Below are 15,956 nucleotides of genomic sequence, written 5' to 3'. Positions count from 1 at the left end.
CTCTACACCTCCTCATCGTTAGATAATAAAATCACTGAAATATTATCCTCTCCACCTGAATCATTGGCTAGTTGTATTAGCTTTTTACCTTTTTCTTTGATAGATAAAGGCAAGGTCAAGATTGCTGCCATCTCTTCCGTAGAAAGTTTATTACTTAAACCATCTGAGCAGATTAACACATTCGTCGCTTCCGCTAATTTCAGCTCATAAAAATCCGGTTCAATCGTACTTTCTGTCCCAAGCGACTTTACAATAAAGTTTTTTTGAGGATGATTTTCTGCTTCCTCTTCACTTATTTCTCCATATTCCACAAGAAAATTAACATATGAATGGTCCCTTGTAATTAGGGAAACCGAATCGGACGTGAAATAATAGACTCGACTATCCCCAATGTGACCGATTAGACAGTCGTTTCCATCTATCAGCATTGCAATTAAGGTAGTCCCCATCCCCTTACAGCTTTCATGTGATAAGGAATGGTTATAAATCTTTTCATTTACTGACTGAATCGTTTCTAGCATCCATTGTTTTTTCGTCTCTATTGAGTCCAGTTGCACAACATTTAAGTTCAGAAAGAAAGATTTCATCTCTTCAATTGCCATTTCGCTAGCAACATCGCCAGCATTATGGCCGCCCATACCATCCGCTAATATGGCAAGCTTAAAGTGATCGGGATGCTCAAAAAAAGCAACCCGATCTTCATTAACCATTCGTTTACGTCCTACATCACTCTCGACTGTAAACTTCACTTAAGTCACCTACCTACTTCGTTTCTTCTTGGCGTTCTTGTGCACGTAGCTGTCCACAAGCAGCTGCAATATCAGCACCTTGCTCACGGCGAATTGTTACGTTTATACCGCGTTTCTTTAAAGTTTTTTCAAAGGCAAAAATGCTATTACGTGAAGTACGAATATAATCACGCTCTGGTACATAGTTAATAGGAATTAAGTTCACATGGCATTTAATGCCCTTTATTAAATTCGCTAATTCTTCGGCAACTTCAACCGAATCATTTTCACCTGACATTAAGCCATACTCAAAGCTGACACGACGCCCCGTTTTTTTCGTATAATAACGAACTGCTTCTAAAAGCTCATCAAGTTTATAAGCTCTTGCAATTGGCATTAATTTTTGGCGTGCCTCTTGGTTTGGTGCGTGTAATGATACTGCAAAGTTGATTTGTAATTCTTCGTCTGCAAATTGGTAAATTTTCGGCACAATACCTGAAGTAGACACAGTAATATGACGTGCACCGATATTTAAACCTTTATCATTATTAATCACTTTCAAGAAGTTCATCATCGCATCGTAGTTATCGAATGGTTCACCAATTCCCATAATAACGATGTGAGATACGCGTGCGTCTTCTTTATCTAGTTCTTGTTGTACTTTAACTACCTGCTCCACAATTTCACCGGCCAATAAGTGACGTTTTAACCCACCTAGCGTTGAGGCACAGAATGTACAACCGATACGGCAGCCTACTTGTGTCGTTACACAGACAGAATTTCCATATTCATGGCGCATTAATACCGTCTCAATTGAATAGCCATCCTGTAGCTGGAATAAAAACTTAATCGTGCCATCCTTGGATTCTTGTTTAATAATCGTTGAAAGTGTTGTTAATAAGAAATTCTCTGCTAATTTTTCACGTAAAGCTTTTGATAAGTTAGACATTTCATCAAAGGTCTTAACGCGTTTTTCATATAACCATTCGTATATTTGTCCTGCTCGAAAGGCTTTTTCACCGTTTGCTGTTAACCATTCCCCTAATTCGTCAGGTCTTAGTGAATAGATTGATTCCTTTAGTTGTACTTTTTCTTTTTTCTCACGGCGACGAAGAGGTTTTTCTTCCGGCTTTTGATCAGCCTCTTCCACTAAGTCCTGTATACGTTCATTAATTTTATTTTCATCCATTAGTACTTCGGATTCTCCTTTTTATGTCTAATCTTGTTCGCTTTTTCGAAAGGCTGCTACAAAAAATCCATCGCTCCCAAAATCTTGCGGGAATACTTGTAGCATACCACCCTGGCTTCTTTCTAATAGTTCTTTCGGTAAATTTTCTAGCTGTACGGATTCCATTTCAGGATGAGACGCTAAAAACGCCTGAACAGTTTCTTCATTTTCTTCCCTATTTACAGTACATGTACTATAAACGAGACGACCACCTTTTTTTAAAACCATCACTGCATTGTCTAATAGCTCAAGCTGAATATCATGCAGTCTCGATAAGTCTTCTTCCCGCTTTGTATATTTAATATCAGGTTTTCGTCTCATTACACCTAGACCTGAGCACGGTGCATCAACTAATACGGCATCGAATGATTCTGCTTGTAAGAGTTGTGCTGCTCTACGTCCATCAACTGGAGCAGTTTCTATGATTTTTAAACCAAGACGTGTACTTGTCTCATCTATTAAATCCAGTTTATGTGGATGAAGATCTGTAGCTAGAATTGAACCTTCATTTTTCATTTTTTCTGCCATGTGTGTTGTTTTACCGCCAGGTGCAGCACACATATCCAGTACTCGCCAACCTGGTTGTGGATTAAGCGCATTTGCTGGCATCATTGAGCTCTCATCTTGTATTGTAATATAGCCCTCTTTAAACGCTTGTGTTCGTGAAGCTTGCCCACTCAATAGATGAAGACATTCAGGCATTACTTTACTTTGCTCTGCTTTTACACCCTCTTGCGCCAACAATGCTAATACTTCTTCCACTGTTGCTTTTGTTGTGTTCACACGAACAGAGGCAATTGGTGGTACATTATTTTCTTCTAGCATTTCCTTTGTTTTTTCGAACCCATACGCTTCCATAAATCGTTCAACTAGCCACTCAGGATGACTCGTTTCTATTGCTAAACGTTTCGCGGGATCTGTAATTTCTTCAGTAGAACGAACACCTTGCCGTAAAATGGAGCGTAATACTCCGTTTACCACAGAAGCTATCCCTTTATGGCCTCTACGTTTGGCGATTTCAACAGCTTCATTTACGGCTGCATGATCCGGAACACGGTCCAAATATTCCATTTGATAAAGAGAAAGTCGAAGAAGCCACTTTACCCAAAGGTCCATCTTTCCTTTGATAAAAGGCTCTAGGTAATAATCAAGTGTATACTTGTGCTGAAGTGGGCCATATGTTAGCTCAGTTAAAAGAGCACGATCTTTCGTTTCGATTTTATATTTATTGATTGTTTGATTTAGCAAAAGGTTACTATAGGCTTGATGTTTGTCTACTGCTAACAGAATTGTTAATGCTGCATCTCGAACATTGCCGTCCCAAATTTGTTCTTTCTTTTTTGTCATTCAAATTGGTCCCCTATCGATAGTTTCGATCCCGTTCCACGAAGGTAGTCTTGTGCTGTCATTCGTTTTTTTCCAGCAGGCTGTAATTCGAAAATAACAATGGACTTTCCATCACCGGTAGCAACTTCAAAGCTCTCTTTGTTAATTTTCACAACTTCCCCTGGTGTTTGGCTGGTAACACGATCGCCTTCTTTAACAGACCATAATTTCACATTTTCACCATGGAAAGTTGTATAAGCGGTTGGCCAAGGTGTTAAACCACGAACTTGATTGAACACATCTCTCGAACTATTAGACCAATTAACGCGCTCTTGTTCACGCGAAATATTATGTGCAAACGTTACTTTTTCTTCATCCTGAGGAATTCGCTCATTTTTCCCTTCGATAATTAAAGGTAGAGTTTCTTTTAATAATTCTTTCCCTACTACACTCAACTTCTCGAACATTGTACCTGTATTATCTCCATCTTCAATAGCAATCGCATGTTGTGTAATTATGTCACCGGCATCCAATTTCTCAGCCATGTACATGATTGTTACACCTGTCTTTTCTTCTCCATCAATAATTGCTTGATGTATCGGAGCTCCACCACGATACTTTGGTAAAAGAGAGGCATGAACATTGATGCAGCCAAGAAGAGGCGCATCCAGTAATGCTTTCGGTAAAATTTGTCCAAATGCTGCTGTAACCACGATATCTGGATTCAAATCAATTATTTCTTGCAGCTCTTTGGAATTACGTAATTTCTCAGGTTGAATCACTGGAAGTCCTAAACGTATAGCCTCTGCTTTTACTGGAGGTGGTGTTAACACTCTTTTACGACCAACCGGACGATCAGGTTGAGTAACAACAGCTAATACATCATACCCTTCTTCGTGAATCATTCGTAAAATTGGGACTGAAAAATCCGGTGTCCCCATAAAAACAACTGAAGTCATTTTTATTCCTCCTCGCCATACATTTGAGCTAACTCTTCCTCTGTGACAACCCGAATTAATTTTGAATCAAATAAAACACCATCTAGATGATCAATTTCATGCAGAATTGCACGAGCATCAAAGCCACCTGCTTCTAATTCATAAACGCGACCTTCACGATCACATGCTTCAATCTTTACATAAGTTGGGCGTTCCACTTCACCAAATAGATTCGGGAAGCTCAAACATCCCTCTATATCTACTTCTGCTCCAGAAGTTTCAATAACAGTTGGATTAATCATCTCTAAAATATCACGTTCTTCGCCAAGCTCTACTATTGCCACACGTAGTGGCACATTTATTTGCGGTGCCGCAATCCCAACGCCATCATGCTCCACCATCGTGTCATATAAATCATCAAGAAGTGTAATTATTTCTTCATTAATTTCCGTAACTTCTTTACATTTTTCTGTAAGCACCTTTGCTGGATGCTTTACTACTTCTTTAATTGCCATTATTAGTTTACCTCTTTCTACACTTCTCTAAGCTTATTCGTATCATCATTTTTAACTCTACCTATTTTGTTTAAATCATGTTTGGATCTAAATCTACAGTCAAATTAATTCCTTTTTTTATCCAATCTGAACGGTAAATCTTAATCAGTTGCAATAAGGTTGGGATTAAATCTGGCTCTACTTTGTATTTTATCAAACATTGATAACGATATCTATTTTGGAGGCGACTGATACCGGCAGCAGTTGGTCCAATTATCGAAACGTTAAAAGAAAGCTGCGAACGTAACCACTCTACTGCTTTACCCGCATAATCCGCTGCCATTAATACATCCTCATGGGATACTTGAATTAGTGCCAAATAATAATAGGGTGGGTAGCCTGCTTGGTGGCGCATATACATTTCACGTTCATAAAACGGATCATAGTTTTGCGCTTCTGATAATTCGATTGCATAGTGTTCGGGAGTATAAGTTTGCACGACTACTTCTCCTGGCTTATCATGTCTACCAGCTCGTCCACTTACTTGCGTTAGTAGCTGGAATGTTTTTTCAGCTGCTCTGAAGTCAGGTAAATGAAGAGATGTATCCGCACTTAATACGCCTACCAATGTAATGTTTGGGTAATCAAGCCCCTTTGCAATCATTTGTGTACCTAGCAAAATATCTGCTTCTCCATCACCAAATGCTTGTAATAACTGCTCATGTGACCCTTTTGCACGTGTGGTATCAACATCCATTCGGAGTACTCTAGCCCCTGGAAATAATTTAGCTAATTCTTCCTCAACTTTTTGTGTGCCTGTACCAAAAAAACGGATATGGTCACTTTGACATTGTGGGCAGTTTTTTGGCACATGAATTTCAAAGCCACAATAATGACATTTACATTTTTCATTTTTTCGGTGATAGGTTAAGGAGATATCACAATTTTCGCATTGCAAAACTGTTCCGCAATCCCGACAAAGTACAAAAGATGAATAGCCGCGTCGGTTTAGGAATAGAACAATCTGTTCTTTTCTTTCCAAACGAACTTGAATGGATTCCACTAGGCTTTGGGAGAACATTGAACGATTCCCTTTTTTCAACTCATCACGCATATCGACAATATGTACTTTAGGTAATGATTGCTTTAATGCACGTTCCTTTAAGGTTAGTAACGTATACACATTTTTCTTTGCACGTGCAAAGGATTCTAACGATGGGGTTGCACTTCCTAATATTACTGGACACTTATGATACTTACTTCGCCAAATTGCAACATCTCGAGCATGGTACCTTGGGGAATCCTCTTGCTTATAGGTTGATTCGTGTTCTTCGTCCAAGATGATGATCCCTACGTTTTCAAAGGGTGCAAACACGGCTGATCGAGCCCCAACAACCACCTTTACTTTTCCTTGATGAATTTTTCGCCACTCATCATACTTTTCACCAACAGATAAGCCACTGTGCATAACAGCTACCAATTCACCAAATCGAGAACGAAAGCGTTCAGTCATTTGTGGTGTTAAGGAGATTTCAGGAACTAATAAGATTGCCTCCTTACCATCATTCAAAACTTTGGCGATGGTTTGCAAATACACTTCCGTTTTACCACTACCTGTAACCCCTTGTAACAAAAAGGTTTTAGGTTCCTGTTCATCGATTGCATTCATAATTTGATTTAATGCAACTGATTGTTCATCTGTTAAACTTAGGAAATTCGTTTTTTGAACATCTTTTAAGAAAGGATCTCGATACATCTCTTCTTGAACAAATGCTGCGGCTCCTAGTTCAACTACTGCGTTTAAAACATGGGATGAAGAACTTGTCTCTTTATAGATGATTTCGGGATCCATTATTTCTCCAAGATGAAACTGCATCCACTCGACAATCTGCTTTTGTTTCTTGGCACGATTTGAAATGTGTTCATGAATCTCAGTTAATTTTTGAGCATCTCCAATAATTTGAACTTTACGAACTTCCTTTACTTTCCCTTTTTGTTTAACGACATTCTCGATTACTATCAATTTGTTTTTTATAGCTTGTTTTAACTCGGGGAGCAAATTGTTTTTTTCAAATTCTTTAATATTAGCCTTTCGGGAAGTACCAAAAATATTTTGAAGCTCAATAGGTAAAAGCCCAATATCTGATTGCAAGCTTGCCATTTTTTCATATTTTGCTCTTAAGGCAGAAGGAAGCATTACTTGAAGAGCATCTATTTCATAGCAAATCGTTTCATTCTTTAACCATTTCGCAAGCTCAAGCATTTCCTTTGTTAAAACCGGTTCAATATCCAGAATTTCTGAAACTGGTTTAATCTTTTCCAATGGGACATCGGTTTCGTTTTTAATAGCCACAACAAATCCGAGTACATTTCGTGGTCCAAATGGTACTTTAACTCGACTCCCCATCTCGATAATTTGTGCCATGTCAGCAGGCACTAAATAATCAAAAGGGCGATCGACAGGATATGCGGCAACATCCACGATAACTTCAGCAACGGTAATCATTTACTTTTTGCTTCTTTATTGAAAAAGTCGACCACAATTTGTGTTATTTTTTCCGGTTCTTCCAGGCGCCCTTTACCGACATACCCACAGGCTAAAAATCCTTCGGAAGGCTCTATAAAGGAACACCCATCCTCTGCAAGTTGGGCAATATTTCGTTTTACAGCAGGATGATCATACATATGTACATTCATGGCAGGAGCTAGCCAAACAGGACAGGTAGCAGCAAGTAGAGTAGTAGTCACCATATCATCTGCTATACCATTCGCCAGTTTTCCAATTACATTGGCTGTGGCTGGAGCTACAAGAATTAAATCAGCCCAATCTGCTAAATCAATATGAGCAATTTTACTTGAGTCCTTTTCGTCAAATGTATCGAAAAAGACATCATTCTTTGACATAACTTGAAAAGTAAGTGGAGTTACAAACTCCCTTGCAGATTCTGTCATCATGACTTTTACATGAAAGTTGGCTTTCGTTAAATTACTAACTAATGCTACAGCTTTATAGACTGCAATACCGCCTGATACACAAAGCAAAATATTTTTTTGCATAACTAATCTCCTTTCAAATGACAAGCTCCCAAAGAAAAATTCATTCTTCGGGAGCTACCTGATTACAACATATCTACAACCTAAAACTGTCTTATACTTCGTCTTCGTAAATCGTTGATTCGTCTTGTTTTACTTTCTTAAGTACGCCAGCTGCTACTTCTTCCAAAGCTTTACCTACTGGTTTGTATGAAACGTAAGTCGATAATTGCTCGTCGCCTTCTTCTTGCATTTGACGAGCACGTTTAGAAGCTAAGCTCACCAAGGAATATTTTGAATCAATTTTATTTTTTAAAACGTCAATAGATGGGTATAACATAAATTTATTCTCCTCTCAACATAGACAAATAGGTTTTTTCAATACGTTCACGGCGGCAATGCTCCGCAACAATGATAGAATTTATTTTATCACATGCATTTTGAATTTCATCATTTTCAACCACATAATCATATAAACTCATCATTTCAAGCTCATTTCGAGCCGTGTCGATTCTCTTTTTGATAATTTCTTCTGTTTCAGTACCGCGTCCAATCAGACGATTTTGCAACTCAGAAATACTTGGTGGTGCAAGGAAGATGAACAGAGCTTCTGGAGCTTTTTCACGAATTTGAGCAGCTCCTTGCACTTCTATTTCTAGAAAAACATCTCGACCTGCGTCCAATGTCTCATTAACATAGGCAAGTGGCGTGCCATAATAGTTACCAACAAACTCAGCATGCTCTAGTAAGCCGCCTTCTTCAATCAGCGATTCAAATTCTCCACGCGACTTAAAGAAGTAATCGACTCCATCAATTTCACCTTCACGTGGCGCACGAGTTGTCATTGAAATCGAATATTCATAATTAGTGCCGGCCTTAGAAAAAAGTTCTTTTCGTACTGTTCCTTTACCGACACCAGATGGGCCTGATAGAACAATTAATAAACCTCGTTCTTTTCTCATTGTTCTTAAACTCCCTTACTTACTGCTTTTACAACAATATTTTTAATGATTACTACAGTATAATGTAAAATTTTAATTTGTGGGGACTTTTTTGTTCTTCTAAGTATAAAGTTAAATGGATAAGGGTTTTCTCAGAAAAAAACTCATTAGAAAGAGTTTTACTATCTTAGAACTGCGAGATACATGTATTATTCAATATTTTGTACTTGTTCACGCATTTTTTCTAAAATTGTTTTGGATTGAACAACTGCGACCGAAATCTCGGAATTTTGATTTTTAGAGCCAATCGTATTAATTTCACGATGCATTTCCTGCATGAGGAAATCCAATTTTCGCCCAATTGAGTCTGACTCTTCAATTGTACTCTCCAATTGTTTAAAGTGACTATCCAATCGATCTAATTCTTCTGAGATATCAACCTTTTCGGCAAAAATCGCTATCTCTGCTAATAATCGATCTTCTAGAACGTCTAAATTCCCGATTTCTTTTAAACGACCGATTAATTTATCACGAAACTTATTGACTGCTTCTCCTGACAAATCCCGAATAAGCTGTATTAGTTCCTGTAATTGACTATTATAGCTCAATAAAGCCTGTTTCAACTGCTGACCTTCTTGATTTCGCATCTGCACTAACTTTTCTGCGGCTTCTTTTACAGCAAGTCGTATCGATCCCATTAACTCTTCAGGTGATATTTCCTGTTTTTCATAGGATATTACATTCTCTAATGAAAGAATTTCCTGCATGGACCATTTTTCTTCTAATGATACGACCTCTTGCAGCTGCTCCTTTGCGGATTTATAAGCTTCAATTAAAGGCCAATTGATTTGAATAGATAAATTCTCGTTCCCAATGGGTTTCAAATTGATTACTACATCAATCTTCCCACGTTTGACATATTGTGATAATTGTTTTTTTGTCGCAATTTCAGCCTCAAACCACTCTTTTGGAAACTTCGAATAAATTTCTAGAAAACGATGATTCACTGAACGAACTTCAACAGTTAGTTGATAATTATTCGTAGCTGTGACACCTCTGCCAAAACCGGTCATACTACGCACCAAGGTCATCACACCTTTCTTTGCATACTATTCCAAGTATAACACATTTCAGTAAATATTTAATCGTAGAGGTTTAGAAAAAAGTAAATATTGGAGGAAAGGCGTTAGAACTATAGTATAATGTAAGATAGATTTTTTTTACCAATTTAGAAACAAAAGAACGATTCAACATTTTTAAAATGATTTTTTAGAAAAGAGGAACACAATCATGGCTTTTGATGGACTATTTACATTTGCAATGGCAAATGAATTAAAAAGATTAGAAACTGGTCGAATAACGAAAATTCACCAACCAAACGCCCTTGAAATTGTCTTAAATATTCGTGCAAACGGAGAGAATTTCAAATTATTAAGCTCTATTCACCCATCATACGCTCGAGTACATTTAACCGGGCAATCGATTGACAATCCTTCTGAACCACCAATGTTTTGTATGCTGCTTCGAAAACATATAGAAGGCGGCTTTATTCATTCGATTGATACGGACCCTTTCGAACGAATTATTACCTTAAATATAGAAAGTAAAAACGAAATCGGGGACCAGGTTTTCCGAAAACTAACAATCGAAATTATGGGGCGACATAGTAATATTGTGCTGATTGATAAAGAAAACAATAAAATTATCGATAGTTTAAAGCATTTACCACCATCAATCAATAGCTATCGTACCGTATTGCCAGGGCAAATCTACATTACACCACCTGAACAAAACAAAACAAATCCTCTAACGGTTAGTGATGAAGAATTAATGCACTTTTTCAAAGAAGGTACCTCAGCTAAAGAAATTGTTGAACATTTTACAGGGTTTTCACCAACACATGCCAATGAGTTATTGTATCGCCTACAAGGCAAAGATAAAGTAGAGACATTCAGAGCATTTCTTGATGAAATTATTAAGAGTGCATTTCCAACCTATGTCGAGGTCGATCGTAAAATTTATTTCTCGCCTTCAAAATTGACACATTTAGAAGGGACAGAAACAAACTACGATACATTAAGCATTCTATTGGACCGTGCTTTCTTTGCACGAGCAGAAAGAGATCGAGTAAAGCAGCAAGCAGGAGACTTGGAGCGTTGGCTTCAAAATGAACTAAATAAATTAAAGCTCAAAATCAAAAAACTTCAAAAAGATTTGGAGCAAGCATCCAAACTCGACAAGTTCCAGCTTTACGGCGAATTGTTAATGGCCAATTTATACCTATTCGAAAAAGGAATGAAAGAAGTAACTGTGTCGAATTACTACACTGAAACAGGTGAGCTAATTACAATTCCGTTAAGCGAAAGAAAAACTCCTGTGGAAAATGCTCAGAGCTACTATAGCAAATATAATAAAGCGAAAAATGCTCTAATAATGGTAAAAGAACAGATTGAGAAAACAGAAGACGAAATTCAGTATTTCGAAATGCTAATGGCCCAAGTTAACCAAGCTTCCCCTGCTGATATCGAGGAAATTCGTGAAGAACTAGCAGAACAAGGTTATCTTCGCCTGCGGGCAAGTAAAAAGAAGAAAAAACCGACTAAGCCTTCACCAGAGTCCTTTGTTTCCACTTCTGGAATCGCTATTTCAGTTGGTAAAAATAATAAGCAAAATGATTATCTAACATTTAAACTTGCAAAAAAAACAGAGATCTGGCTTCATACAAAAGATATCCCAGGCTCACATGTTGTTATTCATTCAACTGAACCGGATGAAACAACTCTTCTTGAGGCAGCAACTTTGAGCGCCTATTTTAGTAAAGCTCGAGATTCTTCGTCAGTCCCTGTCGATTATACTGAAATTCGACAAGTGAAAAAGCCTAATGGTGCAAAGCCAGGTTTTGTCATTTACTTCGAGCAAAAAACACTCTATGTCACACCTGACGAAGAGCTTGTAATGAAGTTAAAAAAATAATATCAATATAATTTGTAGTAATCTAAGAGGCGTAATATCTTCTTAGATTCTTTTTTGTTTTACACTATTTTATCGACCTAGTTAATTCCTCCTCCCCTCCCCATTCCTTTAATACTAGGCAACTAATTTGTTTAAGGCCCATTAACATAGACCCTCGACAAATTACTACTTCATACGATTCAATATAGAAATTACCATATTTCAACTATACGAAAATATCATTCTTTAGAATCAAAAATAAAACAAAAAAAGGATTATTTCTCCTACTTATCCAATAAGAGAATATAGATCAGACTCTATTAAATCTATTGTAGTCCACTAGATTTAATGCAGGTTTTTTCTAAGAGTATTTTATATGAATCAAGGGGGAGAATAAATGAAATTGAGGAAGTCTTTACTAGTGACACTTATATTTATTTTGTCATTTAGTTCAGCACTACTAAATGTTAGTGCAGCAAGCGCCAGTACAAAAAGTTTAACCAATCTACCTTCTATTCAACACGAAAAAACAGAAGTGAACATTTCACAATCCCTAATGAATCCAGAAAATCCTGATGAGAAAGTTCGTATTGTTATCGAGCTTGAGGGAGAAGCAGCAATTCAAAAAGCGACAAAAAAGGGGCTACTTTACAAGGAATTAAAAGCAGCAGAAAAGGAATCATTGGAAGCAGATGTTGTTAAGGAACAAAAAAGTGCAAAAGCAAATTTAAAAGCAGCTGCTCCGTCCTTGAAATATTTAAAGAACTTCACAGTTGTATTCAATGGATTCTCTGCAGAAGTCGAAGCAAAAGTTGTTAAAAATATCGCTTCTACTGCCGGTGTTAAAGCTGTATATGAAGCTACTGAATATGTAAGACCCGAGGAAACGCCAGATATGGTGTATTCAAAAGAATTAGTTCAAGCACAACAAGCGTGGAACGATTATGGTTTCAAAGGTGAAGGCATGGTTGTCGGTATTATCGATACTGGAATTGATCCTAGCCATAAAGATATGATTCTTTCCGATAATCTTACAGCTGAGTTAACACAACCTGAAGTAGAGGCATTGTTAGCAGACGGATCTATTGATAATGGTCAATACTATACTGCTAAGGTTCCATTTGGCTATAACTATATGGATGGTAATCACGAAATTTTAGACTTGGGACCGGATGCCTCTATGCATGGTATGCACGTAGGCGGTACTGTTGGAGCTAACGGCGACGAAGCTAACAATGGAATTAAAGGAGTTGCACCTGAAGCACAACTTTTAGCATTAAAAGTGTTTGGGAATGACCCATTATTCTCCTCAACATATGGAGATATTTACATTAAAGCAATTGATGATGCCATTAAACTAAATGCAGATGTTCTTAATATGTCATTAGGTTCACCAGCCGGCTACGTTGATGCAAACAACCCTGAGCAACAAGCAGTATCAAGAGCAACTGAAAACGGGATAATCGTTGCTATTTCTTCCGGAAATTCAGATATGTATGGCTCAGGTACTTTCTACCCTTATGCTGAAAATCAAGATTATGGTGTAACAGGATCGCCTGGTATCTCAGAAGATTCAATCAGTGTTGCATCCTTTGAAAACAGCATGATTACAGCCTACAGTTTCAATTATCAATTTGATGGTGAAAAAGCTGGAGGAGCTCTATATCTATTAGCAAATGATGCAAACCCACAAACTGTTTTAAATGGACAGGTTGAAGTAATGGATGCAGGTCTCGGAACGCCTGAAGATTTCAAAGGAAAAGACTTTACAGGAAAAGTAGCACTGATTTCTCGTGGTGGAATTTCTTTCGTTGAAAAAGGACTAAATGCTCAAGATGCTGGTGCAGTTGCTGCGATTGTTTACAATAATGCAGCTGGCACTATCAATATGGCATCCGATCCTGCCATCACAATTCCATTTATGTCAACATTACAAACAGATGGCTTAGCACTAAAAACAGCTCTTGATAATGGACAAGCAGTAACGGTTTCCTTCGAAGGTAATTTTATTGAGGTTCAAAATCCTAGTGCGGGCCAAATGAGCAGTTTTACTTCTTGGGGCCCAACACCGAATCTAGATTTCAAACCTGAAATAACAGCACCAGGCGGCAATATTTTCTCAACATTAAACAACGATGAATACGGTATTATGAGCGGGACTTCCATGGCTGCTCCTCATGTTGCCGGTGGTAGTGCGTTGGTTTTAGAACGAGTTAATACAGAATTCAACCTAACTGGTTCAGAACGTGTTCAACTTACTAAAAATCTATTGATGAACACAGCAACTCCTATCGAGCTATATGAAGGTGAATATGTTTCCCCTCGTCGTCAAGGTGCTGGTTTAATGCAGATTGCGAACGCTCTTTCAACAGATGTAGTTGTGACAAATAGCAAAACTAATGAGGGTAAAGTGGCGTTAAAAGAGATTAAAAACGACCAATTCTCCTTTACTTTACAAGCTAAAAACTATTCAGATAAAGCAGTAACTTACGATGTGAATACGCAACTTCAAATTGATTACCCTGTAGATGCCGGTGACGGATTATTTGTAAATGTACCAAACACATATGGACAAGTGGTATTAACAGAGGCAGAAGCTGATATTAACGCACCAAAATCTGTTACTGTTCCAGCTAATGGCACAGCAACAATTACAGTATCAGCGGATGTATCAGATATTCCAGCTGACATTCGTGCTATCTATAATAATGGATTCTTTGTAGATGGTTTTGTTACTTTAACAGATGCAAATGAAGAAGTTACAGGCAATGTTCCGTTATCCGTACCATTCTTCGGATTTAACGGCGGATGGGACGATGCAGGGCTATTCGATTACTTTGCATGGGATGAACTAACATACTGGGGCTACACAGCATTAGCAGATGAACAGGGTATGTTTATCACTGGCGGTGGCGAATTTGATACAACTCGCTTTGGTTTCTCTCCAAATGGTGATGGCGTACGTGATAAAGTAATTCCTGTATTCTCATTATTCCGTAATGCGAAACAATTTAAAGTCGAAGTAGTTGACAGTAAAGGCAAGGTTGTTCGTACTGTTCGTACAGCTAATAATCTAAGAAAGCACTATATCTCTTCAGCCACTACATTACCTTACACATATAATTTAGATTATGGCTGGGACGGGAAAATTAATAATAAAGTTGCACCTGATGGAGACTACACAATCCGTTTAAGTGGTGTGATCGATTATGAAAATGCAGAATGGCAATCCATCGATTTCCCTGTGAAAGTCGATAAAGCTGCACCAACAGCAAAAGTAAGCTTTAATAATAAAACTAAAACTGTTTCAGCCACTAATTTTGCTGATGTCGGGACGGGAACTGGCGTAGAATATTGGCAAGTACTTGTAAATGGAGAAGCAGTTATAGAAAATCTGTCGACTTCTACTACTTCGTTTACCATTGCAAATGAATTAACAAATAAAGATAAAATTACTGTTCTAGTTGTTGATGCTGCCAGCAATGCGACAACTTATGAATTCGAAGTAGGCAGCAATAAAGAAACAAAACCACCTGTTATTTATATCGATACTCCTGCATACTTCGATGTTTATAATACAAGTGAAGTGAATGTATCTGGAACAATTGAGGATGATTCAAAGATTTCCTCTGTTACAGTAAATGATGTAGAAGCTGCCATAGACGGCAAGAACTTCTCTCATACTTTAAAACTAAAGGATGGTTTCCAGGATATTCGCGTAAAAGCAATTGATGAGTTTGATAACCAAATGCAAATTACTCGTAAAATTTTCGTTGATACGCAAGCCCCAAAAATTACAGTTGGAAAGTATCCAAAAAATACAAAAGAGAGCGTAATAACTGTTTCTGTTACATTACAAGATAATTTTGATGAGCTAAGATTAACGGTAAATGGAGACGAAAGATTCCTGCATGAACTTTCTGAACCATATGCTATGAACGGCTACAAAAAACAAATCGATGTAGAGCTTGAATTAGCAGATGGTACAAATGAATTTGTTATTGAAGCAGAAGACTTAGCAGGCCAAATTACGACGAAAACTATCAAAATCAAAAAGACCGGGAAATCGAATGAGAAACCTGGTAAAGGCAACGGCAAATAATTACTACACGTTACTAAAATAAAAAGCAAGAGGAGGAAAACGGTTCGTTTTCCTCCTCTTATTATTTTTTTGAACACTTCTAACCCTAGTTCAGTTTAAGCTGCCTCATTAACGTTAGTTATTGTGTGCCTGTCGCAGGCTTTCGGCACAGCTACCATTTAAAAAACAGTTAACTCAACGGTAATTTTTGTTAAGTAGGGAATTAAAGCTCTCC

The 15,956-nt window shown here is 37.7% G+C and carries 11 protein-coding genes and 1 pseudogene; 2 read left to right on the top strand and 10 right to left on the bottom strand.

Annotated elements, in window-relative coordinates; translation table 11 throughout:
* Positions 1-2: 2 nt before the first annotated feature.
* From C1N55_RS05960 to C1N55_RS05915, 10 genes and pseudogenes are all read right to left on the bottom strand, one after another.
* Complete coding sequence (locus C1N55_RS05960; protein ID WP_137727971.1) at positions 3-749, bottom strand: Stp1/IreP family PP2C-type Ser/Thr phosphatase; 747 nt, start codon at positions 747-749, stop codon at positions 3-5.
* A gap of 13 nt (positions 750-762) precedes the next feature.
* Positions 763-1,917, bottom strand: a complete 1,155-nt coding sequence (gene rlmN / locus C1N55_RS05955) for a dual-specificity RNA methyltransferase RlmN (protein ID WP_137727970.1) — start codon at positions 1,915-1,917, stop codon at positions 763-765.
* Between the two features lie 27 nt (positions 1,918-1,944).
* A complete protein-coding gene (gene rsmB, locus C1N55_RS05950) occupies positions 1,945-3,303 on the bottom strand; it encodes a 16S rRNA (cytosine(967)-C(5))-methyltransferase RsmB (protein WP_137727969.1) in 1,359 nt (452 codons plus the stop codon).
* Positions 3,300-4,241, bottom strand: a complete 942-nt coding sequence (gene fmt, locus C1N55_RS05945; protein ID WP_137727968.1) for a methionyl-tRNA formyltransferase — start codon at positions 4,239-4,241, stop codon at positions 3,300-3,302. The genes rsmB and fmt overlap by 4 nt, the downstream gene beginning before the upstream one ends.
* 2 nt (positions 4,242-4,243) lie before the next feature.
* Positions 4,244-4,735, bottom strand: a complete 492-nt coding sequence (gene def / locus C1N55_RS05940; protein WP_137727967.1) for a peptide deformylase — start codon at positions 4,733-4,735, stop codon at positions 4,244-4,246.
* 70 nt (positions 4,736-4,805) lie between these two features.
* Entirely contained in the window at positions 4,806-7,220 is a 2,415-nt protein-coding gene (gene priA / locus C1N55_RS05935) for a primosomal protein N' (protein WP_137727966.1), read from the bottom strand.
* 5 nt (positions 7,221-7,225) lie between these two features.
* A pseudogene (gene coaBC, locus C1N55_RS05930) lies at positions 7,226-7,771 on the bottom strand (bifunctional phosphopantothenoylcysteine decarboxylase/phosphopantothenate--cysteine ligase CoaBC); the annotation flags it as partial.
* 91 nt (positions 7,772-7,862) lie between these two features.
* On the bottom strand, positions 7,863-8,087 hold the full coding sequence (gene rpoZ / locus C1N55_RS05925) for a DNA-directed RNA polymerase subunit omega (protein ID WP_137727964.1): 225 nt from the start codon (positions 8,085-8,087) through the stop codon (positions 7,863-7,865).
* A gap of 4 nt (positions 8,088-8,091) precedes the next feature.
* Positions 8,092-8,709, bottom strand: a complete 618-nt coding sequence (gmk, locus tag C1N55_RS05920) for a guanylate kinase (protein ID WP_137727963.1) — start codon at positions 8,707-8,709, stop codon at positions 8,092-8,094.
* 188 nt (positions 8,710-8,897) lie between these two features.
* A complete protein-coding gene (locus tag C1N55_RS05915; protein WP_370452588.1) occupies positions 8,898-9,779 on the bottom strand; it encodes a YicC/YloC family endoribonuclease in 882 nt (293 codons plus the stop codon).
* Positions 9,780-9,978: 199 nt separating this feature from the next.
* Here C1N55_RS05915 and C1N55_RS05910 point away from each other — a divergent pair, with 199 nt between their 5' ends.
* Both C1N55_RS05910 and C1N55_RS05905 read left to right on the top strand, forming a co-directional pair.
* Positions 9,979-11,661 (top strand): Rqc2 family fibronectin-binding protein, encoded by a 1,683-nt coding sequence (locus C1N55_RS05910; protein ID WP_137727961.1) that lies wholly within the window; start codon positions 9,979-9,981, stop codon positions 11,659-11,661.
* Positions 11,662-12,037: 376 nt separating this feature from the next.
* The gene (locus tag C1N55_RS05905) at positions 12,038-15,742 is read left to right on the top strand and encodes a S8 family serine peptidase (RefSeq protein WP_137727960.1); all 3,705 of its coding nucleotides are present in this window, start codon (positions 12,038-12,040) and stop codon (positions 15,740-15,742) included.
* Positions 15,743-15,956: the final 214 nt, after the last annotated feature.

Source organism: Lysinibacillus sp. SGAir0095 (genome assembly GCF_005491425.1).
Lineage (GTDB): Bacteria > Bacillota > Bacilli > Bacillales_A > Planococcaceae > Ureibacillus.
Note: the sequence above shows the minus strand (reverse complement) of the source record. Positions and strands in the feature narration are given on the sequence as shown.

Excerpts from the sequence above, each read along its gene's own strand:
- rlmN (WP_137727970.1), bottom strand. The coding sequence starts at position 1,917 with ATGGATGAAAATAAAATTAATGAACGTATACAGGACTTAGTGGAAGAG.
- rsmB (WP_137727969.1), bottom strand. The coding sequence starts at position 3,303 with ATGACAAAAAAGAAAGAACAAATTTGGGACGGCAATGTTCGAGATGCA.
- fmt (WP_137727968.1), bottom strand. The coding sequence starts at position 4,241 with ATGACTTCAGTTGTTTTTATGGGGACACCGGATTTTTCAGTCCCAATT.
- def (WP_137727967.1), bottom strand. The coding sequence starts at position 4,735 with ATGGCAATTAAAGAAGTAGTAAAGCATCCAGCAAAGGTGCTTACAGAA.
- priA (WP_137727966.1), bottom strand. The coding sequence starts at position 7,220 with ATGATTACCGTTGCTGAAGTTATCGTGGATGTTGCCGCATATCCTGTC.
- rpoZ (WP_137727964.1), bottom strand. The coding sequence starts at position 8,087 with ATGTTATACCCATCTATTGACGTTTTAAAAAATAAAATTGATTCAAAA.
- gmk (WP_137727963.1), bottom strand. The coding sequence starts at position 8,709 with ATGAGAAAAGAACGAGGTTTATTAATTGTTCTATCAGGCCCATCTGGT.
- C1N55_RS05915 (WP_370452588.1), bottom strand. The coding sequence starts at position 9,779 with ATGACCTTGGTGCGTAGTATGACCGGTTTTGGCAGAGGTGTCACAGCT.
- C1N55_RS05910 (WP_137727961.1), top strand. The coding sequence starts at position 9,979 with ATGGCTTTTGATGGACTATTTACATTTGCAATGGCAAATGAATTAAAA.
- C1N55_RS05905 (WP_137727960.1), top strand. The coding sequence starts at position 12,038 with ATGAAATTGAGGAAGTCTTTACTAGTGACACTTATATTTATTTTGTCA.